Consider the following 21,887-nt stretch of genomic DNA (forward strand, 5'->3'; position numbering starts at 1 on the left):
GAAGGTATTAAATATGAATGATTTAGCGAATGCGGTGAAGCCTGTGGTAATCCCTGGAGAAGATATGCAGGTTGTGGTTATAAAGGATGGTAAAGAGCATAATCAAGGAGTTGCCTATTTAGATGATGGAACGATGATTGTTGTTGAAGGTGGTCGTAACTATATAGGACAGGCAATTACAGTTACAGTAACGAGTGTGCTGCAAACATCAGCAGGTCGTATGATATTTGCGAAGCCGAAGGACGATTAGGATGTGGAAACATGCATTATGAAGTAGTTTTACCTGCAGCGGGAAGCGGAAAACGCATGGGCGCAGGACAAAATAAGTTATTTTTAGAGCTTTTGGATAAACCAATTTTGATACACACGTTAGAAGTGTTTCAACAAGACCCTTTTTGCACAGGGATTTGGTTGGCTGTAAAACCGGAAGAACGCGTCTATATTCAAGGATTGCTAGAGCAATTTGGGATTACAAAGGTGAAGGGCTTGCCTGCTGGTGGTGCGGAGCGGCAGCATTCAGTTCATTCCTGTATGAAAGAGATGCAACAGGTTGATATTGTGCTTGTCCATGATGCAGCCCGACCTTTTATTACGCATGATATTATCGCCAATCTTGTACAAAGTGCACATCAAAACGGTGCAGCTATTGCTGGGGTTCGAGCGAAGGATACGATGAAAAAGGTCCGTAATGGTATCATTGAAGAGACTGTTGACCGTGACAGCCTATGGATGATTCAAACGCCACAAGCCTTTCAATATGATTTAATAGTGGAGGCTGAGGACGTTGCTGAGAAAGTTGGTTTTCTTGGTACAGATGAAGCTATGCTAGTCGAACGTTTAGGACATACGGTGCACATTGTAGAAAGTAGCTACGAAAATGTCAAAATGACGACACAAGAAGATTTACTATTTGGAGAGGCCATTTTACGCAAGCGAGCATAATTTGTAGTTTAAAAAATCTCATTGGCGATTGTTGCTAATGAGATTTTATGTGTTTGTGCAACAAAATACTCACTATTTGCTATCAGCTCAATTTCCTAGGAAATATGTTAAAATGTGAGGGTATAATAGTGAGTAAATATAAAAGTGAAAGAAGGTGAATGAGACTGCGTATTTAGCAAACAAGTACTGATCAAATCCACATGTTTTGTTAAAGTAGTCTCTCTATCATATGTTTCGAATTGGACAAGGTTTTGACGTACATGCATTTGAAGAAGGTCGACCATTAATTATTGGAGGTATTACTATTCCGCATGAAAAAGGGTTAGTAGGACACTCAGACGCTGATGTGCTTTTACACACAGTTACGGATGCGGCATTAGGGGCAATTGGAGAAGGAGATATCGGTCGTCATTTTCCTGATACAGATCCAGCCTTTAAAGATGCAGATTCAGCAAAATTATTAGAGTATATTTGGAAACTGGTTGAGGATAAAGGCTATGTTCTAGGGAATGTTGATTGTACAATCATGGCACAGCGTCCCAAAATGGCCCCATATATTGGACAGATGCAAAATCGCATCGCAGAACTGTTACACGCAGAACCATCACAAGTCAATGTAAAGGCAACAACAACTGAACGATTAGGTTTTACAGGTCGTGAAGAAGGTATAGCAGCTATGGCAACAATTCTATTGATAAAGAAGTGACTGCGGATTAACAACGCTTTTATTTCCAGTAACAGAGTGGTAAAATGAACAAAGTCAATTTTTGATCGAAAATTTAGGAGGCTTTTAATTATGACGAAAGAAGTTCGCGTTCGTTACGCGCCATCTCCAACAGGTTATTTACATATCGGTGGAGCGCGTACAGCATTATTCAATTATTTATATGCAAAACATCATAACGGTAAATTCATTGTACGTATTGAAGATACGGATATTGAACGTAATGTAGAGGGCGGAGAAGCATCTCAGCTAGATAACCTAAAATGGTTAGGTATTGAATATGATGAGTCCATTGATATTGGTGGACCTTATGCGCCTTATCGTCAAATGGAACGTCTTGATATTTATAAAGAGCACGCTGAAAAGCTATTGGAGCAAGGTGTAGCTTACAAATGTTTCTGTTCGTCAGAAAAACTTGAAGCATCTCGCGAAGAACAAAAAGCAAGAGGTGTGGCGGCTCCAACTTATGATGGTACATGCCGTCACCTATCTGCAGAAGAAGTTGCAGCTAAAGAAGCAGCAGGTGAGCCATACACAATCCGTATGCGTGTACCGGCAAATGTAACGTATGAATTTGAAGATTTAGTTCGTGGCCAAGTTACTTTTGAATCAAAGGACATTGGTGATTGGGTAATTGTTAAAGCTAATGGTATCCCAACCTACAACTATGCTGTTGTTTTAGATGATCATTTCATGGAAATTTCTCACGTTTTCCGTGGTGAAGAGCATTTATCAAACACACCAAAACAAATGATGATTTTTGATGCATTTGGCTGGGAATATCCTCGTTTTGGACATATGACATTAATTATTAATGAAAACCGTAAAAAGTTATCTAAACGTGATGAATCAATTATTCAATTTGTTACACAATACAAAGATTTAGGGTATCTTCCTGAAGCGATGTTCAATTTCTTTGCACTACTTGGTTGGTCTCCAGAAGGGGAAGAAGAGATTTTCTCCAAAGAAGAATTTATTAAAATCTTTGATGAAAAACGTCTATCTAAATCACCATCGATGTTTGATAAGCAAAAATTAACATGGATGAATAATCAATATATTAAAAAGCTATCTTTAGAAGAAGTTGTGGCTTTATCTTTACCACATTTGCAAAAAGCTGGCCTATTACCCGAAGAACTTACTGCGGAGCAACGTGCATGGGCGACAGATTTAATTGCCCTTTACCACGATCAAATGAGCTTTGGTGCGGAAATTGTTGAACTATCTAGCCTATTCTTTAACGATCATATTGAATATGATGAAGAAGCAAAAGAGGTCTTAGCAGGTGAGCAAGTTCCTGAAGTAATGGCTGCATTTAAAGCACAGCTCGAGGAATTAGAAGAATTTACACCAGACACAGTAAAAGCTGCTATAAAAGCTGTGCAAAAAGCAACAGGTCATAAAGGTAAAAATCTATTTATGCCAATCCGCGTTGTAACAACAGGTGAAACACATGGCCCAGAGTTACCAAATGCAATTTGCTTAATTGGGAAAGAAAAAACAATTGACCGCGTAGGAAAATTTGCACAATAAGAGAAATTTATTGACAATTCATTCTTTCGTTGTAAAATGTATTTACATTGAAAAAGCGTTGATAAGGAGAAGTAAGTGGCGCACGCTCTCAAGAGAGGACCATCACCGGCTGAAAGTGGTCTGAGTCTAGGCAAAACTGAAATGCACCTTTGAGCGTAAAGCTGAACTATAGTAGGCTTTATCGAGTCGTTCCCGTTAAAGAACGTCCAAAGTGGAAGGCTTTTTTGCCTTCAATCAGAGTGGAACCACGTTAATTTAGCGTCTCTGTCATTCCTTTTTGGGATGATAGAGGCGCTTTTTATTTTTAGTGAAGCATCTCAAGAGCGGCAATTAGGCAAGGCTTAAAGAAGCGTCCTTACCACAATCATCTACCCAGGAGAGTCTGAAGGAAAATGACAATTGCTTTGTAGGATTTCAAAGGATGTAAATTAGACCAACATGAAGAGGGGGAGTTTTTTGTGTTTAAAAGAATGAAGGAAGATGTGGCTACGATTTTTGAGAATGATCCAGCAGCACGTAGTGTTTTTGAAGTGGTGTTAACCTATTCAGGCCTGCATGCTACATGGGCACATCGAGTGGCACATTGGTTCTTTAAAAGACGCTTTTACTTTATAGCTCGTGCCATTTCGCAAATTAGCCGTTTCTTTACTGGTATTGAAATTCATCCTGGTGCGAAAATTGGCCGACGCTTTTTTATAGATCATGGTACGGGTGTTGTTATTGGTGAAACTTGTGAGATTGGTGATAATGTTACCTTGTATCAGGGTGTCACTTTAGGAGGTACAGGAAAAGAAAAAGGGAAGCGACACCCTACTTTAGAAGACAATGTGCTTGTTGCAACAGGAGCTAAAGTTTTAGGCTCTATCACGATTGGCGAAAATAGTAAAATTGGTGCTGGCTCTGTTGTTTTAAAAGAAGTACCACCAAACGCTACAGTTGTCGGTATTCCTGGTAAAATAGTAATTAAGGATGGCGTGCGTCTAGAGAAAAAGCTAGATCATCAAAATATACCTGATCCTGTAGAAGAACGTTGTCAAGGTTTCGAGAAGCAGATCGCCGAATTGCAGCAGGAAATCGAACGCTTACAAAAGGAGAGAGAAACACGATGAGTATTCAAATTTTTAACTCATTAACAAGACAAAAGGAAACCTTCGTACCGCTAGAAGAAGGTAAAGTGAAAATGTATGTGTGCGGTCCGACTGTTTATAACTATATTCATATCGGGAATTCACGTCCTGTAATTGTTTACGATACAGTACGACGTTATTTTCAATATAAAGGCTATGATGTAAAGTTTGTATCAAATTTTACGGATGTAGACGATAAAATTATTAAGGCAGCAAATGAGCTGGGAGAAGAAGTACATGAATTAACAGAGCGCTTTATTGCTGCATACTTTGAAGATGTAACAGCACTAGGGTGCAAAAAAGCAGATGTTCATCCACGAGTGACAGAACATATGGACGATATCATTCAATTTATTCAAGTGTTAATTGAAAAAGGCTACGCATATGAATCTGCTGGCGATGTGTATTATCGTACTCGTAAGTTTGATGGCTATGGTAAATTATCGCACCAATCAGTGGATGATTTAAAAATTGGTGCCCGTATTGAAGCAGGAGAGAAAAAAGATGATGCACTAGATTTTGCCTTGTGGAAAGCGGCTAAACCAGATGAGATTTTCTGGAAAAGTCCATGGGGAGATGGCCGTCCAGGCTGGCACATTGAATGTTCTGTAATGGCTCGTGAACATTTAGGAGATACTATTGATATTCATGCTGGTGGGCAGGATTTAACTTTCCCGCATCACGAAAATGAAATTGCTCAATCGGAAGCACATAATGACAAAACATTTGCGCGTTATTGGATGCATAACGGTTATATTAATATCGATAATGAAAAGATGTCCAAATCTCTTGGTAATTTCATTCTTGTTAATGATATCCGTAAACAAATTGACCCGCAGGTACTTCGTTTCTTTATGTTATCTGTTCATTACCGCCATCCAATTAATTTTGCGAAAGATTTAGTAGAAGCTGCTGCATCGGGCTTAGAACGCATTCGTACAGCTTACAACAATGTGAAGCATCGCCTTACTACTACGGCGAGCCTAGGCGACAACTCAGAAGAATGGCTTAGCAAAATTGCTGAACAAAAAGCGCATTTTGAAGAGGCGATGGATGATGACTTTAATACAGCTAACGCTATTTCTGTATTATTTGAGATAGCTCGTATTGCTAATATTTACTTGAATGAAGCTAATACTTGCAAGAAAGTATTAGAAACATTTATTGAAACTTTTGAGGTATTAGGTGACGTCTTAGGTATTGAATTTGCAAAAGAAGAAGAACTATTAGACGAAGAAATTGAAGCATTGCTACAAGAACGCGTAGAGGCACGTAAAAATCGTGATTTTGCTCGATCTGATGAGATCCGTGACCATTTGCAAGCCCAAGGTATCATTTTAGAAGATACACGACAAGGAACAAGATGGAAACGAGGGTAATTAAGTTGGATAAACTTCGCAATGAAGATGTTAAGCAATTAAATGCGCTAGCGTTAGCCTATATGGGTGATGCTGTATTGGAGCAAAAAATCCGTGAACATTTACTACGCTCTGGACGTGTTAAACCAAATACACTCCATCGTGAGGCGACTCGCTATGTTTCAGCAAAAGCACAATCTATGATCGTTCATCGCATGATGGATGAAAATTATTTAACTGAGGAGGAATTGGCTGTGTTCCGTCGTGGACGCAATGCCAAATCCGGCTCTGTACCAAAGAATACTGATATCCAAACCTATCGTAATAGCTCAGGCTTTGAGGCGGTGCTTGGTAGTTTATATTTATTAAATGAACTAGAACGGGTGTATGAAATCATTGCATATGCTATTCAAATAATCGAGGAATCAAAGGGAGTGTCGAAATAATGGTAGAACAAAATGGTGAAATTATTGCCGGTAAAAACCCAGTGTTAGAAGCACTTCGTTCAGGCCGCGATATGAATAAAGTATGGATTGCAGAGGGTGTTAAAAAATCTGGTGTGAATGAATTGCTAGATTTAGCTCGAGAACGTGGTGTCATCGTTCAGTTTGTTCCAAAAAAGAAAGTCGATCAATTATCGAGTGCTAATCACCAAGGAATTGTTGCTTCTGTTGCAGCATATCAGTATGCTGAACTTGAGGACTTATTTACAGCAGCTGCAAATAAACAGGAAGATCCCTTTTTCTTAATTTTAGATGAGTTAGAGGATCCTCATAACCTAGGGTCTATTATGAGAACGGCCGATGCTATAGGAGCTCATGGAATTATTATTCCGAAGCGTCGATCAGTAAGTTTAACAGCTGTAGTAGCAAAGGCATCTACAGGAGCTATTGAGCACGTGCCAGTTGTACGTGTGAACAATCTTGCTCAAACAATTGATGAGTTAAAAGAACGAGGTATATGGATTGCTGGTACAGATGCGAAAGGTTCTGTCGATTATCGAAAAATGGATGCGACATTACCATTAGCCATCATTATTGGTAGTGAGGGCAAGGGAATGGGTCGCTTATTAAAAGAAAAATGCGATTTTTTATATCACTTACCAATGGTTGGGCATGTTACATCACTGAACGCATCAGTAGCTGCAGCGCTTTTAATGTACGAAGTGTATCGTAAACGTCAAGAAGCGAATGACTAACAATGAAAAACATTTTGCTTGTTGATGGCTATAATATGATTGGATCTTGGAAAGAGCTGCGGCCATTACGTGACACAAATTTTGAAGATGCGCGCAGAAGGTTAATCGAACTTATGGCTGAATATAAAGCAGCTATAGGTTGGCGCGTAATTATTGTTTTTGACGCACACCTTGTACCAGGAGTGGAGCAATCTTATATAGAAAATGATGTAGAGGTCATTTATACTCGGAAAAATGAAACAGCAGATGAACGTATTGAAAAAATGACACATGAATTAAAGGCTAGAAATGTACAAATACATGTAGCAACCTCTGATATGGCAGAGCAAAGCGTTATATTTGGTAATGGCGCCCTAAGGAAATCAGCAAGAGAGCTAGAAATTGATACTAGCATTATCCAACATAAAATTTCACATGATGTAAAGCGAAAACAAGAAAGCAAGCCACCTTCTCGTATAGAATTAAAGCCAGATGTTGCTCTTGCCTTTGAAAAATGGAGACGTGGCTTGAAAGATTGATTGACGCATATTTTCCAATTCCGTTATACTGTTCCTAATTATCTGTTGTGACTGAGGTGATACCATGTTTAAAAATAGCATTGTACAAGTGACACAAGATTTTGAACGATTCAATGATGAAGAACTTATTGAAATGGTGCATCAAGGTAATACAGATGCGTTGGATTTTTTAATTACGAAATACCGTTTGTTAGTAAGAGCGAAGGCAAGATCCTATTTTTTGATTGGAGCAGATAAGGAAGACATTGTGCAAGAAGGCATGATCGGTTTATATAAGGCAATCCGCGATTTTAAGGGAGATAAACTTGCATCTTTCAGGGCTTTTGCAGAGTTATGTATTACAAGGCAAATTATCACGGCTATTAAAACAGCCACTAGGCAAAAACATATACCGTTAAATTCCTATATCTCTTTGGACAAGCCCATATTTGATGAAGAATCAGATCGAACGCTTATGGATGTGCTAACAGGTGCTATTATGGATGATCCAGAAGAATTGATGATTCATAGAGAAGAGTTTGGATATTTAGAAGAAAAGATGAGTGAGATTTTAAGTGAATTAGAGTTACAAGTTTTAGCCCTATATCTAGATGGCCAGTCTTATCATGAAATTTCTGCAAAATTAAACCGTCATGTGAAATCCATTGATAATGCATTGCAGCGAGTGAAGCGTAAATTAGAGCGACATTTAGTTCTTGAGGAAATGTCTTAGCCTTATAGGCCTTTATTGACATTGACAAATATCGGTGTTAGTCTTAAAAAGACATAGTGCCGAAAAAGGTGATTAAATGGCAAAAAAAGTCGTGCTGACTTGCGAGAAATGTGGATCGAGAAATTACACGTTCCCGGCTAAAGAAGGATCTACTGTACGTCTCGAATTAAAGAAATTTTGCTCGCATTGCAATGAACATACAGTGCATAAACAAACGCTATAAAAATGATATGAAAATAGACAGATATGATTGATTCGGAGGTTAAGCTAGAATGGGCAAGATCAAAGGCTTTTTCAGCGATGTAATGTCGGAAATGCGCAAGACAAGCTGGCCAAAAAGTAAAGAACTGACGAAATATACAGTCGTTGTAATTTCAACTGTAGTCATTATGGCTTTATTTTTTGTGTTAGTTGACTTAGGCATTTCATCATTATTCCGCTGGTACTTAGATTTATAATTTAGTAAATAGCATACTTTTGAAATAGCCCGTCCATAGCAATAACGGGTTTTTTCGTTTGTTTTATCTTCATTCAATCGTAGCTCCATATTATTGGTTAGGTGAAATGAAGAGCAGTAATTTATTCTCATTATGATAAGGATGCTACTAGGAGAGTATGATAGTAGCGATAGATGACTATGCTAGTTTCGGTATATATCCGCAAGCTTTTGCTTACTATTAGCGAAAATAAGATTTTCAAATGAGATGTTTGTGAAAAGAGTAAAGAATGCGCTGAGCATATCGCAAATCATTTTCACTTTTATTTGTAAGGGAGGGACGGACGAGAAGTCCTATTAATTATGGAGAAAAATTGGTATGTTGTTCATACGTATTCTGGGTATGAAAATCGTGTAAAAGCAAACCTAGAGAAACGTGTAGAAACAATGGGAATGCAAGATAAAATCTTCCGTGTGATTGTGCCAGAGCACGAGGAAACAGAAATGAAGGATGGGAAAAAACGTACAATGATGCGTAAAGTTTTCCCTGGTTATGTATTAGTAGAGTTAATTATGACAGACGATTCTTGGTATGTAGTTCGAAATACACCGGGTGTTACGGGCTTTATCGGTTCATCTGGTGGTGGAGCAAAACCAACTCCTTTACTGCCAGAAGAAGCGGACCGTTTACTACAACAAATGGGTATGACTGATAAGGTTGTAGAAGTGGATATAACGGTTGGTGAAGCAGTGGAAGTGTTAGAAGGGCCGTTTGCTCATTTCCAAGGACGTGTTGAAGAAATTGACACGGAAAAAGGCAAAGTAAAAGTGACAGTTGATATGTTTGGTCGCGAAACGATTATGGAGCTAGATTTCGAACAAATTCAAAAATTATAGTTCCAATAATAGAACTGTGAGCATGTCAATTGGTAGATGTTTCGCAGATTTTGTTAATTACTACTTGCTTAAAAAAATTAAAAGTGGTATCATTTCATAGGTCAGACTGTCATACTTTGGTTTGACATCTGTAATGATAATTTTAATGTTATCGGCAATTAGCTGACAGACAGATATTGAGTGGGAGGGGCAACCCAATTACCACATCACGGACTTAAGGAGGTGTGTCTCGTGGCTAAAAAAGTTATTAAAGTTGTAAAACTTCAAATCCCTGCTGGTAAAGCTAACCCAGCTCCACCGGTTGGTCCTGCATTAGGTCAAGCGGGTGTGAACATCATGGGATTCTGTAAAGAATTCAATGCGCGTACTGCTGATCAAGCTGGTCTTATTATTCCAGTTGAAATTTCAGTATTCGAGGACCGTTCTTTCACTTTCATTACAAAAACTCCACCTGCAGCAGTTCTACTTAAAGTAGCAGCTGGTATCCAATCTGGATCTGGTGAACCAAACCGTAAAAAAGTGGCAACGGTTAAACGTGATAAAGTTCGCGAAATCGCTGAAACTAAAATGCCAGACCTTAACGCTGCTTCAGTAGAAGCTGCTATGTTAATGGTTGAAGGTACTGCACGAAGCATGGGTATTGTTATCGAAGACTAATCCCATTTACTTGATGTTTTGTTTTTTGGAAGGTTGCGAAGTTTCTTTGTGAACACGCAACCTTTATTCGTGGGAGGTAAAATCCGCTATAACCACAATCAAGGAGGAAATATATAATGGCTAAAAAAGGTAAAAAACTGCAAGATGCAGCAAAATTAATTGATCGTAACTCACTATACAGTGCTCAAGAAGCAATCGAACTTGCTCAAAAAACTAGCACAGTAAACTTCGACGCTACTGTAGAAGTTGCTTTCCGTCTAGGTATTGATACTCGTAAAAACGACCAACAAATCCGTGGTGCAGTAGTGCTTCCAAACGGTACTGGTAAAACTCAACGCGTATTAGTATTCGCGAAAGGTGAAAAACTTAAAGAAGCTGAAGCAGCTGGCGCTGACTATGTAGGTGATGCAGAGTACATCCAAAAAATCCAACAAGGTTGGTTTGATTTCGATGTAATCGTAGCAACTCCTGACATGATGGGTGAAGTTGGTAAACTTGGACGCGTTTTAGGACCAAAAGGTTTAATGCCAAACCCTAAAACTGGTACAGTTACTTTTGATGTAACAAAAGCTATCGAAGAAATCAAAGCTGGTAAAGTAGAATACCGCGCTGATAAAGCTGGTATCATCCACGCTCCTATCGGTAAAGTTTCTTTCTCAGCAGAAAAATTAGTAGAAAACTTCTTAGCTGTATTTGATGTAGTGCAAAAAGCAAAACCTGCTGCAGCTAAAGGTACTTACATGAAATCTGTAAACGTTACAACTACAATGGGTCCAGCTGTTAAAATTGACGCTGCTAATGTAGTAGTAAAATAATTTATATATATGTTGACAACAGCAATAATACATGATATCATGATTGCTGTTGTGAATTATCCATTTGTACCGTAGACAGTAGGAGTGACTTGTCACTTAATGTTCCTACCGAGGACATCGGAATTCAGATTCTTATTTAAAGATGATGACTTTCAGCCTCTGTGTCTATTTGACTCAGAGGCTTTTCTTTTGTCGGTATAAATGACCCATTCTAATAGGAGGTGTCATCATGAGCAAAGCAATCGAAAACAAACAAGTACAAGTTCAAGAGATTACTGAAAAATTCCAAAACGCTTCTTCTGTAGTAGTTGTGGATTACCGTGGTCTTAACGTTGCACAAGTAACTGAGCTTCGTAAACAACTTCGTGAAGCTGGCGTTGAGTTCAAAGTTTACAAAAACACTTTAACTCGTCGTGCTGCTGAAGCTGCTGGTCTTGAAGGAATCAACGACGTATTAGTTGGTCCTAACGCAATTGCGTTCTCAAATGAAGATGTTGTAGCGCCTGCTAAAATCATCAACGAGTTCGCTAAGAAAAACGAAGCTTTAGAAATTAAAGCTGGTATTATTGAAGGTACGATTTCTTCTGTTGAAGATGTTAAAGCACTTGCAGAACTTCCATCACGCGAAGGTCTACTTTCTATGCTTTTATCTGTACTTCAAGCTCCTGTGCGTAACTTCGCACTTGCAACAAAAGCTGTTGCAGAACAAAAAGAAGAACAAGGCGCGTAATTTAATACGCATCAACACTTCTGCGGCCTGATCGCAAACAATAAAACATTATCCAATTAGGAGGAAATTATAATGAATAAAGAGCAAATCTTAGAAGCTATCAAAGCTATGACAGTTCTTGAATTAAACGATTTAGTAAAAGCTATCGAAGAAGAATTCGGTGTAACAGCTGCTGCTCCTGTAGCAGTAGTTGCTGGTGGTGCTGCTGGCGCTGCTGAAGAAAAATCAGAGTTCGACGTAGTATTAGCATCTGCTGGTGCAGAAAAAATTAAAGTAATCAAAGTGGTTCGTGAAATCACTGGTTTAGGTCTTAAAGAAGCTAAAGAAGTAGTAGATAACGCTCCTAAAGCTCTTAAAGAAGGCGTTTCTAAAGATGAAGCTGAAGAAATCAAAGCTAAACTTGAAGAAGTTGGCGCATCTGTAGAAGTTAAGTAATCTCGCGTTACTTTTTAACAAAAGGAAAGCTCGTCATTTTGGCGAGCTTTTTTCTTCATTCTGAGGAGGCGTAAAAAAATGTCAGATCATTATTATACAAGCAAGCCTCAAACTGAGAGTAAACCACGTCACTGGACATTCAAGTTACTGGGGCATTCGTTTACTTTTGAAACGGATGCAGGTGTTTTTAGTAAAAGCGAAGTAGATTTTGGATCCCGTGTTTTAATAGACGCTTTTCAAATGCCAGATATTGATGGTGCGATTTTTGATGTAGGCTGTGGATATGGTCCAATAGGGTTATCGATTGCCAAAACAAATCCAGACCGTACCGTTTTTATGATGGATATAAACGAACGTGCAGTTGCGCTTTCGCAAAAAAATGCGCAAGTGAACGGTGTTCAAAATGTGCGAATATTTGTGAGTGACGGCCTATCGATGGTTGATAACGATGTGGAAGCAGCAGCTATCTTAACGAATCCACCAATTCGTGCGGGGAAGGAAACGATTTTCCGCTTTTACGATGGAGCTTATGATCGACTAGTGTCTTCAGGTGAGCTTTGGGTAGTAATCCAGAAGAAACAGGGAGCGCCATCGACAGTGAGTTACTTGGAAGGAAAATTTTCAGAAGTCGATGTTGTTGAGAAGAAAAAAGGATACTGGATAGTACGTGCAAAAAAATAAATGAAATATGTATAATTTATTGACTTGACAAATCGGCTATGATAATATGATACAATGCAAAAATATTATTTTGAGGTCGTATGCCCTTTTTGTATAATTTTGTTTTAATGTGGGTATACTTGCCAAGATAAGTTTAGTTAACCGAAAATGAGATCTTTTTGAAGACTCGTTTTCTTTTTGTCTTTCGAAATCATACACTATTTGTATGATTTTGCAAAGACCTAATATCGCTTTATTGAGGGGTGAATGAGTTGACAGGTCAACTAGTTCAGTACGGACAACACCGCCAGCGTAGAAGCTTTGCGCGTATTAAAGAGGTGCTTGAGCTTCCAAATCTGATTGAGATTCAAACGGCGTCTTACGAGTGGTTCCTTGAAGAAGGTTTACGTGAAATGTTCCGTGACATTTCGCCGATCGAGGACTTTACAGGTAATCTTTCATTAGAATTCATCGATTATTCATTAGGTGAGCCTAAATATGATGTTGATGAATGTAAAGAGCGAGATGTTACTTACGCAGCTCCATTACGTGTGAAAGTACGTCTTTACAACAAAGAAACAGACGAAGTGAAAGAACAAGATGTCTTCATGGGTGACTTCCCATTAATGACTGAAACAGGTACGTTCATTATCAATGGTGCTGAACGTGTTATCGTTTCACAATTAGTTCGTTCACCAAGTGTGTATTTCCATGATAAAACTGATAAAAACGGTAAAAAAGGTTTTGGCGCTACAGTTATTCCAAACCGCGGTGCGTGGTTAGAGTACGAAACAGATGCAAAAGACGTAGTATATGTGCGTATCGATCGTACTCGTAAGCTACCAGTAACAGTGTTACTTCGTGCGTTAGGTTTCGGTTCAGACCAAGAGATTATCGATATTATCGGTGATAACGAGTATTTACGTAATACGTTAGAAAAAGATAACTCTGAAAGTACTGAAAAGGCACTTTTAGAAATCTATGAACGTTTACGTCCAGGTGAGCCACCAACAGTAGAGAGCGCGAAGAGCTTATTATACTCTCGTTTCTTTGATGCTAAACGTTATGATCTAGCGAATGTTGGTCGCTACAAAATGAATAAAAAGCTTCATATTAAGAATCGTTTATTTAACCAAACGATTGCTGAAACGCTTGTAGATCCAGAAACAGGCGAAATTTTAGTAGAAAAAGGTACTGTACTTGATCGTCGTACTTTAGATAAAATCCTACCTTACCTTGAAGATTCATCGAAAGGTATCGGTTTCCGCACTTTATCACAAGTTGGTGGTGTACTTGAGGATGATGTAACCATCCAATCTATTAAGATTTATGCACCAAAAGATGAAGCGCAAAAAGAAATTAATATCATTAGTAATGCGTACATTGATGAAGAAGTGAAGAATATTACACCTGCTGACGTTTTAGCTTCAGTAAGTTATTTCTTCAACTTACTTTACCAAGTAGGAGCTACAGATGATATTGACCACTTAGGTAACCGTCGCCTACGTTCTGTTGGTGAGTTACTACAAAATCAGTTCCGTATTGGTTTATCTCGTATGGAGCGTGTTGTACGTGAGCGTATGTCAATTAACGACACAGCTGCGATCGTACCACAGCAATTAATTAATATTCGTCCTGTAATTGCGTCAATTAAAGAATTCTTCGGAAGTTCTCAATTATCACAATTCATGGACCAAACAAACCCATTAGCAGAGTTAACACATAAACGTCGTTTATCTGCATTAGGACCTGGTGGTTTAACACGGGAACGTGCTGGTTTCGAAGTACGTGACGTTCACTACTCTCACTATGGTCGTATGTGTCCAATCGAGACACCAGAGGGTCCAAACATTGGGTTAATCAACTCATTATCTTCATTTGCCAAAGTAAATAAATTTGGTTTCATCGAAACACCATATCGTCGTATTGACCATGAAACAGGTCGAGTAACGGACCAAATTGATTACTTAACAGCTGATGAAGAAGATAACTACTACGTAGCACAAGCAAACTCTCCGTTAAATCCAGACGGTACTTTTGCTAACGACGAAGTAGTAGGTCGTTTCCGTGGGGATAATACAGTATTCAATAAAGCTCAAATGGACTATATGGACGTTTCTCCTAAACAAGTAGTTTCTGCAGCGACTGCATGTATCCCATTCTTAGAAAACGATGACTCGAACCGTGCACTTATGGGTGCCAACATGCAACGTCAAGCAGTTCCACTTCTTAACCCAGAAGCACCATTCGTTGGTACTGGGATGGAACATGTTGATGCGCGTGATTCAGGTGCAGCTGTAGTAGCGAAATATGATGGTATTGTTGAGCACGTTGAAGCTCGCTCTATCCATGTTCGCCGCATTGAAGTCGTAGACGGTAAAGAGGTTAAAGGCGATTTAACGAAATATAAATTACAAAAGTTCATTCGTTCAAACCAAGGTACTTCATATAACCAACGTCCACTTGTAAAAGTAGGCGAGCGTGTGAAACCACGTGACATTTTAGCAGATGGCCCTTCAATGGAAAAAGGCGAACTAGCTCTTGGACGTAACGTATTAGTTGCATTCATGACATGGAACGGCTTTAACTATGAGGATGCTGTCATTATGAGTGAGCGCCTTGTAAAAGACGATGTCTATACATCTGTTCATATTGAAGAATATGAATCAGAGTCTCGTGATACAAAGCTTGGACCTGAAGAAATCACTCGCGATATTCCTAACGTTGGGGAAGATGCACTTCGTAACTTAGACGAACGTGGTATCATCCGCATCGGTGCAGAAGTACGTGATGGTGATATTCTAGTAGGGAAAGTAACGCCTAAAGGGGTTACAGAATTAACAGCTGAAGAACGCTTACTACACGCAATCTTCGGTGAAAAAGCTCGTGAGGTTCGTGATACTTCATTACGTGTACCACACGGTGCTGGCGGTATCATTCTTGACGTTAAAGTATTTAACCGTGAAGATGGCGATGAATTACCACCAGGTGTTAACCAATTAGTTCGTGCTTATATTGTTCAAAAACGTAAAATCCGCGTTGGTGACAAAATGGCCGGACGCCATGGTAACAAAGGGGTTATCTCGCGTATCTTACCAGAGGAAGATATGCCATTCATGCCAGATGGCACGCCTGTTGATATTATGTTAAATCCACTTGGTGTACCTTCTCGTATGAATATCGGACAAGTTTTAGAGTTGCACTTAGGTATGGCTTCTCGTTACCTTGGCGTTCATATGGCTACACCAGTATTTGATGGTGCCAATGAAGAAGATGTTTGGGAAACGATGGAAGAAGCAGGTATGAACCGTGATGGTAAAACAATCCTGTATGATGGACGTTCAGGTGAACCATTCGATAACCGTGTATCAGTTGGGATCATGTACATGATCAAACTTGCTCACATGGTTGACGATAAACTTCATGCACGTTCAACTGGTCCTTACTCACTAGTTACGCAACAGCCACTTGGTGGTAAAGCGCAATTTGGTGGACAACGTTTTGGTGAGATGGAAGTATGGGCACTTGAAGCATATGGTGCTGCTTATACACTTCAAGAAATTTTAACAGTTAAATCCGATGACGTTGTTGGTCGTGTGAAAACTTATGAAGCCATCGTTAAAGGTGAAAGTGTACCAGAGCCAGGCGTTCCAGAATCATTCAAAGTATTGATTAAAGAACTTCAATCTCTTGGTATGGATGTTAAGATGTTAACAGTTAATGATGAAGAAGTAGAACTTCGTGATCTAGATGAAGAAGACGATCTTCAACCAGCTGACGCACTTAACATTGCACCACAGCCAGATACAGAAGAAGAGCCAGTAGAGTCTTTTGAATAATGGAAAACCAAATTCACAGTTGTGAATAGGTCAAACTTATTTTTCAAATTAGCCGGGCAGGATTTAACGCCCTGCCTGGCTTTTTCTTTTAATAAATCATTCTATTTCTAATCCTTTGCCAAAGAGGCAATTCTTTGCAAACGATTATCGAGCTGCGTAAAAGAGTCTTTATAAAGACCTATACTAGAGGGAGGTAGGCTCCTTGATAGACGTTAATGAATTTGAATATATGAAAATTGGTTTAGCATCTCCTGACAAGATTCGTTCTTGGTCATATGGTGAGGTTAAAAAACCTGAAACTATTAACTACCGTACATTAAAACCAGAAAAAGATGGTTTATTCTGTGAGCGTATTTTTGGTCCAACTAAGGACTGGGAATGTCATTGTGGTAAATATAAACGTGTACGTTATAAAGGCGTTGTTTGTGATCGTTGTGGTGTTGAAGTAACACGCGCTAAAGTTCGTCGTGAACGTATGGGACACATCGAATTAGCAGCACCAGTTTCTCACATCTGGTACTTCAAAGGTATTCCTAGCCGTATGGGTCTAATTTTAGATATGTCACCACGTGCATTAGAAGAAGTTATTTATTTTGCATCATACGTTGTGATTGAACCAGGTGCTACAAATTTAGAAAGCAAGCAATTACTTTCTGAAAAAGAGTACCGTGCATACCGTGAAAAATTCGGAAACACATTCGAAGCTTCAATGGGTGCAGAAGCAATCAAAAAATTATTAGGCAAAATTGACCTAGAAGATGAAACACAATCTTTAAAAGAAGAGTTAAAGTCTGCACAAGGTCAAAGACGTACTCGTGCGATCAAACGTCTTGAAGTTGTCGAATCTTTCCGTAACTCAGGTAACTCACCTGAATGGATGATTTTAGATGTACTACCTGTTATTCCACCAGAGCTTCGTCCAATGGTGCAATTAGATGGTGGACGTTTTGCAACTTCAGATTTAAACGATTTATACCGTCGTGTAATTAACCGTAATAACCGTTTAAAACGTTTATTAGATTTAGGTGCTCCAAGCATCATCGTACAAAACGAAAAACGTATGTTACAAGAAGCTGTTGACGCACTAATTGATAATGGTCGTCGTGGACGTCCTGTAACTGGTCCAGGTAATCGCCCATTAAAATCACTTTCACATATGTTGAAAGGTAAACAAGGTCGTTTCCGTCAAAACTTACTTGGTAAACGTGTTGACTATTCTGGTCGTTCCGTTATCGTAGTAGGTCCAAACTTAAAAATGTACCAATGTGGTTTACCGAAAGAAATGGCGATCGAATTATTCAAGCCATTCGTAATGAAAGAGCTAGTAGAACGTGGTCTTGCACATAACATTAAATCTGCTAAACGTAAAATCGAACGTTTAAACAACGACGTATGGGACGTTTTAGAAGATGTTATCCGTGAGCATCCAGTACTACTAAACCGTGCACCAACGCTTCACCGTCTTGGTATTCAAGCATTTGAACCAACACTAGTTGAAGGCCGTGCGATCCGTCTTCACCCATTAGTATGTACAGCTTATAACGCTGACTTCGATGGTGACCAAATGGCGGTTCACGTACCGTTATCAGCTGAAGCACAAGCTGAAGCTCGTCTTCTAATGCTTGCTGCGCAAAACATCCTGAATCCAAAAGACGGTAAACCTGTTGTAACACCATCTCAAGATATGGTATTAGGTAACTACTACTTAACACTTGAACGTGAAGGTGCTCGTGGTGAAGGTACTGTATTCTATGGTCCAAATGAAGTGTTAATTGCCTATGACACAGGTCATGTACATTTGCATACACGTATCGCTATTAAAGCAAGTTCGTTAAATAACCCAACATTCACAGAAGAACAAAATAATATGTTCTTATTAACAACTGTTGGTAAAGTTATCTTTAATGAAATATTGCCTGAGTCATTCCCGTACATCAATGAGCCAACTGATTTCAACTTAGAGCATGAAACACCTGAAAAATACTTCGCTAATTTAACAATTGACGAAGAAACGCTAAAAGAGCTTGAATCAGATAATGCTTACAAAAATCTTGATGAAAAAGGGAAAATCGATGCACAACGTACAGCTGTATTACGTAAATATTTTGCATCTGTACCAGTTGTAAATCCATTCCGTAAAAAATTCTTAGGTAATATCATTGCAGAAGTATTTAAACGTTTCCACATTACTGAAACATCTAAAATGCTTGACCGCATGAAAAACCTAGGATTTAAATATTCAACACGTGCTGGTATTACAGTAGGTGTATCTGATATCGTGGTATTACCAGATAAAGGTGAAATTTTAGCTGAAGCTCAAGAAAAAGTGGATAAAGTTCAAGCGCAATTCCGTCGTGGTTTCATCACAGAAGATGAGCGTTATGATCGTGTAATCTCAAGTTGGAGTGCTGCGAAAGATGAAATTCAAGCGAAGCTGATGAAATCACTTGAGAAAACAAACCCAATCTTCATGATGTCTGATTCAGGTGCCCGTGGTAACGCATCTAACTTTACTCAGTTAGCTGGTATGCGTGGACTGATGGCCAACCCGGCTGGTCGTATCATCGAACTTCCAATTAAATCTTCATTCCGTGAAGGTTTAACAGTATTAGAGTACTTCATCTCTACTCACGGTGCTCGTAAAGGTCTTGCCGATACTGCCCTAAAAACTGCCGATTCAGGTTACTTAACTCGTCGTCTTGTTGACGTTGCACAGGATGTTATTGTGCGTGAAGATGACTGTGGTACTGACCGCGGTTTAACAATTGGCGCATTAATGGAAGGCACTGAATTAATTGAGGCTCTTGATGAGCGTATTGTTGGTCGTCATACGAAGAAAACAATCTTCCATCCTGAAACTGGTGAAGTGATTCTAGAAAAAGACGGATTAATCGACCAAGATATCGCTCGTGCAGTTATCGAGGCTGGTATTGAAGAAGTGACAATCCGTTCAGCATTTACATGTAATACAAAACATGGCGTATGTAAAAAATGTTACGGCATGAACTTGGCAACAGGTGAAAAGGTTGAAGTTGGGGAAGCAGTTGGTATTATTGCAGCTCAATCAATCGGTGAACCAGGTACACAATTAACAATGCGTACATTCCATACAGGTGGGGTTGCCGGAGATGATATTACACAAGGTCTTCCACGTATCCAAGAGATCTTTGAAGCACGTAATCCAAAAGGTCAATCTGTTATTTCAGAAATCGCTGGTACTGTTTCAGATATCACAGAAATTCGTGAAGGCTTAAAAGAAATTACTATTCAAGGTGACGTAGAAACTCGTAAATACCAAGCACCTTATAATGCACGTCTAAAAGTTATCGAAGGTGATAATGTAGAACGTGGTCAAGTTTTAACAGAGGGTTCTATCGATCCAAAACAATTGCTAAAAGTCAAAGACGTTTCAACTGTTCAAGAATATTTATTAAAAGAAGTTCAAAAAGTATACCGTATGCAAGGGGTAGAAATTGGGGATAAACACATTGAGGTAATGGTTCGCCAAATGCTTCGTAAAGTTCGTGTAATTGAAGCTGGTGATACAGAATTACTACCAGGTTCATTACTAGATATCCACCAATTCTCAGAGGCAAATGCAGATGCTGTGATGAATGGCAAAAACCCTGCAACTTGTCGTCCAGTGATCCTTGGTATTACAAAAGCTTCTCTTGAAACAGAATCATTCTTATCTGCTGCATCATTCCAAGAAACAACTCGTGTGTTAACAGATGCAGCAATTAAGGGTAAACGTGATGAGCTTCTTGGATTAAAAGAGAACGTAATTATCGGTAAGCTTGTTCCAGCAGGTACTGGTATGCAACGTTATCGTCAAATCCGCATCGAAAAAGATGAGCTTGACACAGAAGTCATTTCTGCTGAATAAACATTAAAATAGGGCCGAAGAGATGTATTTTCATCATCTCTTCGGACTTTTTAAAGATATTGGTTGACAGTGTAATCTGGTAATGATAATATATTGAAGGTTGATAGTTAACTGTCTGTACTTCGGAGGATATGAAAATGTCTTATGATAAAGTAAGGGCTAGTCAAACAATCATAGGTACAAAGCAAGCAGTAAAAGCAATGCAAGCTGGTTCAGTGAAAGAACTTTTTGTGGCACTTGATGCAGACAATTGGGTAACCGATTCGGCCATATCTTTCGCGAGAGAAATCGGTATACCAGTTATTCTTGTTGAGTCCAAAAAGGAACTGGGCAAGGCCTGTGGAATCCATGTTGGAGCTGCAGTAGTTGCGATTACTGTAGAGTAGTTTTTGTGTAAAAAGCACAAAGACTTTGTTTTTACCCAAAAAATGAACCACCTGGATGTGTGGTATTAAAAAAAGAAGGAATGAAGGGAGGAAAAATCGATGCCTACAATTAACCAATTGGTACGTAAGCCTCGTAAATCTAAAATCACGAAATCAAATTCACCAGCGTTAAACAAAGGATATAACTCATTTAAAAAATCTTTAACTGATGTTAAATCTCCACAAAAACGTGGTGTTTGTACTCGTGTAGGTACAATGACGCCTAAAAAACCAAACTCAGCGTTACGTAAATACGCTCGTGTACGTTTAACTAACCAAATCGAGGTTACTGCGTACATTCCTGGTGAAGGCCATAACTTACAAGAGCACAGTGTTGTTCTTATCCGTGGCGGTCGTGTAAAAGACTTACCGGGTGTTCGTTACCATATCGTTCGTGGTGCTCTTGATACTGCTGGTGTAAACGGTCGTATGCAATCACGTTCTCTATACGGTACAAAACGCCCTAAAGAAAAAAAATAATATAAAATATATAAGTTATTTACTCAATGAAAGGAGGAAAACACATGCCTCGTAAAGGTCCTGTTTCCAAACGTGACGTGTTACCAGATCCAATTTATAATTCAAAACTAGTAACTCGTTTAATCAATAAAATGATGATTGATGGTAAAAGAGGTACTTCTCAAAAGATTTTATACGGTGCGTTCGAACTAGTTAAAGAACGTTCTGGTCAAGATCCAATCGAAGTATTCGAAGCTGCTCTAAATAACGTAATGCCAGTTCTTGAAGTACGTGCTCGCCGTGTTGGTGGTTCTAACTACCAAGTACCAGTTGAAGTACGCCCAGAACGTCGTACAACTTTAGGTCTTCGCTACCTAGTTAACTATTCTCGTCTTCGTGGTGAAAAAACTATGGAAGAGCGTTTAGCTAACGAAATTCTTGATGCTTCTAACAACACTGGTGCATCAGTTAAAAAACGTGAAGATATGCACAAAATGGCAGAAGCGAACAAAGCATTCGCTCACTACCGTTGGTAA

22 protein-coding genes, 1 pseudogene and 2 other annotated features are annotated in these 21,887 nt (G+C 39.0%); all 23 genes and pseudogenes read left to right on the plus strand.

All coding sequences use genetic code 11. The annotated features are described in order from the left end of the window. Positions 1-250: pseudogene (locus RT445_RS07540) on the plus strand (PIN domain nuclease); the annotation flags it as partial. 11 nt (positions 251-261) lie between these two features. Further along, on the plus strand, positions 262-942 hold the full coding sequence (gene ispD, locus RT445_RS07545) for a 2-C-methyl-D-erythritol 4-phosphate cytidylyltransferase (protein WP_312506403.1): 681 nt from the start codon (positions 262-264) through the stop codon (positions 940-942). 229 nt (positions 943-1,171) lie between these two features. Continuing rightward, on the plus strand, positions 1,172-1,648 hold the full coding sequence (gene ispF / locus RT445_RS07550) for a 2-C-methyl-D-erythritol 2,4-cyclodiphosphate synthase (protein ID WP_274794973.1): 477 nt from the start codon (positions 1,172-1,174) through the stop codon (positions 1,646-1,648). Between the two features lie 90 nt (positions 1,649-1,738). After that, positions 1,739-3,199 (plus strand): glutamate--tRNA ligase, encoded by a 1,461-nt coding sequence (gene gltX, locus RT445_RS07555; RefSeq protein WP_312506404.1) that lies wholly within the window; start codon positions 1,739-1,741, stop codon positions 3,197-3,199. Positions 3,200-3,248: 49 nt separating this feature from the next. Continuing rightward, positions 3,249-3,468, plus strand: a binding site (T-box leader). A 189-nt stretch (positions 3,469-3,657) separates the two neighbouring features. Further along, positions 3,658-4,308, plus strand: a complete 651-nt coding sequence (gene epsC / locus RT445_RS07560) for a serine O-acetyltransferase (protein WP_312506405.1) — start codon at positions 3,658-3,660, stop codon at positions 4,306-4,308. Next, entirely contained in the window at positions 4,305-5,705 is a 1,401-nt protein-coding gene (gene cysS, locus RT445_RS07565; RefSeq protein ID WP_312506406.1) for a cysteine--tRNA ligase, read from the plus strand. The genes epsC and cysS overlap by 4 nt, the downstream gene beginning before the upstream one ends. Further along, positions 5,690-6,130 carry a Mini-ribonuclease 3 gene (locus RT445_RS07570; protein ID WP_396631745.1) on the plus strand — a complete coding sequence of 147 codons (441 nt, stop codon included), beginning with the start codon at positions 5,690-5,692 and terminating at the stop codon, positions 6,128-6,130. Before cysS ends, RT445_RS07570 begins: the two co-directional genes overlap by 16 nt. Then, a complete protein-coding gene (gene rlmB / locus RT445_RS07575; RefSeq protein WP_274794968.1) occupies positions 6,130-6,882 on the plus strand; it encodes a 23S rRNA (guanosine(2251)-2'-O)-methyltransferase RlmB in 753 nt (250 codons plus the stop codon). The genes RT445_RS07570 and rlmB overlap by 1 nt, the downstream gene beginning before the upstream one ends. Positions 6,883-6,884: 2 nt before the next feature. Beyond that, complete coding sequence (locus tag RT445_RS07580) at positions 6,885-7,400, plus strand: NYN domain-containing protein (RefSeq protein ID WP_274794967.1); 516 nt, start codon at positions 6,885-6,887, stop codon at positions 7,398-7,400. Between the two features lie 64 nt (positions 7,401-7,464). Beyond that, on the plus strand, positions 7,465-8,112 hold the full coding sequence (gene sigH / locus RT445_RS07585) for an RNA polymerase sporulation sigma factor SigH (protein ID WP_274794966.1): 648 nt from the start codon (positions 7,465-7,467) through the stop codon (positions 8,110-8,112). Positions 8,113-8,188: 76 nt separating this feature from the next. Next, the gene (gene rpmG, locus RT445_RS07590) at positions 8,189-8,335 is read left to right on the plus strand and encodes a 50S ribosomal protein L33 (RefSeq protein WP_274794965.1); all 147 of its coding nucleotides are present in this window, start codon (positions 8,189-8,191) and stop codon (positions 8,333-8,335) included. A gap of 49 nt (positions 8,336-8,384) precedes the next feature. Further along, on the plus strand, positions 8,385-8,570 hold the full coding sequence (gene secE / locus RT445_RS07595; protein WP_205446172.1) for a preprotein translocase subunit SecE: 186 nt from the start codon (positions 8,385-8,387) through the stop codon (positions 8,568-8,570). A gap of 341 nt (positions 8,571-8,911) precedes the next feature. After that, a complete protein-coding gene (gene nusG, locus RT445_RS07600) occupies positions 8,912-9,445 on the plus strand; it encodes a transcription termination/antitermination protein NusG (RefSeq protein ID WP_274794964.1) in 534 nt (177 codons plus the stop codon). A gap of 231 nt (positions 9,446-9,676) precedes the next feature. Then, the gene (rplK, locus tag RT445_RS07605; protein ID WP_004233593.1) at positions 9,677-10,102 is read left to right on the plus strand and encodes a 50S ribosomal protein L11; all 426 of its coding nucleotides are present in this window, start codon (positions 9,677-9,679) and stop codon (positions 10,100-10,102) included. A gap of 116 nt (positions 10,103-10,218) precedes the next feature. Continuing rightward, on the plus strand, positions 10,219-10,917 hold the full coding sequence (rplA, locus tag RT445_RS07610; RefSeq protein WP_274794963.1) for a 50S ribosomal protein L1: 699 nt from the start codon (positions 10,219-10,221) through the stop codon (positions 10,915-10,917). A gap of 51 nt (positions 10,918-10,968) precedes the next feature. Next, positions 10,969-11,114, plus strand: a sequence feature (ribosomal protein L10 leader region). Between the two features lie 32 nt (positions 11,115-11,146). After that, entirely contained in the window at positions 11,147-11,647 is a 501-nt protein-coding gene (gene rplJ, locus RT445_RS07615) for a 50S ribosomal protein L10 (protein ID WP_025116453.1), read from the plus strand. Between the two features lie 72 nt (positions 11,648-11,719). Further along, positions 11,720-12,082, plus strand: a complete 363-nt coding sequence (gene rplL / locus RT445_RS07620) for a 50S ribosomal protein L7/L12 (RefSeq protein ID WP_274794962.1) — start codon at positions 11,720-11,722, stop codon at positions 12,080-12,082. A 78-nt stretch (positions 12,083-12,160) separates the two neighbouring features. Continuing rightward, positions 12,161-12,763, plus strand: coding sequence for a class I SAM-dependent methyltransferase (locus RT445_RS07625; protein WP_312506407.1), 603 nt, complete (start codon positions 12,161-12,163; stop codon positions 12,761-12,763). A gap of 242 nt (positions 12,764-13,005) precedes the next feature. Further along, positions 13,006-16,581, plus strand: coding sequence for a DNA-directed RNA polymerase subunit beta (gene rpoB, locus RT445_RS07630; protein ID WP_274794960.1), 3,576 nt, complete (start codon positions 13,006-13,008; stop codon positions 16,579-16,581). A 202-nt stretch (positions 16,582-16,783) separates the two neighbouring features. Then, positions 16,784-20,467 (plus strand): DNA-directed RNA polymerase subunit beta', encoded by a 3,684-nt coding sequence (gene rpoC, locus RT445_RS07635; RefSeq protein ID WP_312506408.1) that lies wholly within the window; start codon positions 16,784-16,786, stop codon positions 20,465-20,467. A gap of 137 nt (positions 20,468-20,604) precedes the next feature. Beyond that, on the plus strand, positions 20,605-20,853 hold the full coding sequence (locus RT445_RS07640) for a ribosomal L7Ae/L30e/S12e/Gadd45 family protein (protein ID WP_132362679.1): 249 nt from the start codon (positions 20,605-20,607) through the stop codon (positions 20,851-20,853). A 99-nt stretch (positions 20,854-20,952) separates the two neighbouring features. Continuing rightward, positions 20,953-21,372, plus strand: a complete 420-nt coding sequence (rpsL, locus tag RT445_RS07645) for a 30S ribosomal protein S12 (protein ID WP_004233609.1) — start codon at positions 20,953-20,955, stop codon at positions 21,370-21,372. A gap of 44 nt (positions 21,373-21,416) precedes the next feature. Beyond that, a complete protein-coding gene (gene rpsG / locus RT445_RS07650; protein ID WP_004233610.1) occupies positions 21,417-21,887 on the plus strand; it encodes a 30S ribosomal protein S7 in 471 nt (156 codons plus the stop codon).

It is taken from the genome of Lysinibacillus sp. (assembly GCF_032093475.1).
GTDB classification, from domain to species: Bacteria; Bacillota; Bacilli; order Bacillales_A; family Planococcaceae; genus Lysinibacillus; species Lysinibacillus irui.

Coding starts and splice junctions, on each gene's coding strand:
- ispD (WP_312506403.1), top strand. CDS start 262: ATGCATTATGAAGTAGTTTTACCTGCAGCGGGAAGCGGAAAACGCATG.
- ispF (WP_274794973.1), top strand. CDS start 1,172: ATGTTTCGAATTGGACAAGGTTTTGACGTACATGCATTTGAAGAAGGT.
- gltX (WP_312506404.1), top strand. CDS start 1,739: ATGACGAAAGAAGTTCGCGTTCGTTACGCGCCATCTCCAACAGGTTAT.
- cysS (WP_312506406.1), top strand. CDS start 4,305: ATGAGTATTCAAATTTTTAACTCATTAACAAGACAAAAGGAAACCTTC.
- RT445_RS07570 (WP_396631745.1), top strand. CDS start 5,690: ATGGAAACGAGGGTAATTAAGTTGGATAAACTTCGCAATGAAGATGTT.
- rlmB (WP_274794968.1), top strand. CDS start 6,130: ATGGTAGAACAAAATGGTGAAATTATTGCCGGTAAAAACCCAGTGTTA.
- RT445_RS07580 (WP_274794967.1), top strand. CDS start 6,885: ATGAAAAACATTTTGCTTGTTGATGGCTATAATATGATTGGATCTTGG.
- sigH (WP_274794966.1), top strand. CDS start 7,465: ATGTTTAAAAATAGCATTGTACAAGTGACACAAGATTTTGAACGATTC.
- rpmG (WP_274794965.1), top strand. CDS start 8,189: ATGGCAAAAAAAGTCGTGCTGACTTGCGAGAAATGTGGATCGAGAAAT.
- secE (WP_205446172.1), top strand. CDS start 8,385: ATGGGCAAGATCAAAGGCTTTTTCAGCGATGTAATGTCGGAAATGCGC.
- nusG (WP_274794964.1), top strand. CDS start 8,912: ATGGAGAAAAATTGGTATGTTGTTCATACGTATTCTGGGTATGAAAAT.
- rplA (WP_274794963.1), top strand. CDS start 10,219: ATGGCTAAAAAAGGTAAAAAACTGCAAGATGCAGCAAAATTAATTGAT.
- rplJ (WP_025116453.1), top strand. CDS start 11,147: ATGAGCAAAGCAATCGAAAACAAACAAGTACAAGTTCAAGAGATTACT.
- rplL (WP_274794962.1), top strand. CDS start 11,720: ATGAATAAAGAGCAAATCTTAGAAGCTATCAAAGCTATGACAGTTCTT.
- RT445_RS07625 (WP_312506407.1), top strand. CDS start 12,161: ATGTCAGATCATTATTATACAAGCAAGCCTCAAACTGAGAGTAAACCA.
- RT445_RS07640 (WP_132362679.1), top strand. CDS start 20,605: ATGTCTTATGATAAAGTAAGGGCTAGTCAAACAATCATAGGTACAAAG.
- rpsL (WP_004233609.1), top strand. CDS start 20,953: ATGCCTACAATTAACCAATTGGTACGTAAGCCTCGTAAATCTAAAATC.
- rpsG (WP_004233610.1), top strand. CDS start 21,417: ATGCCTCGTAAAGGTCCTGTTTCCAAACGTGACGTGTTACCAGATCCA.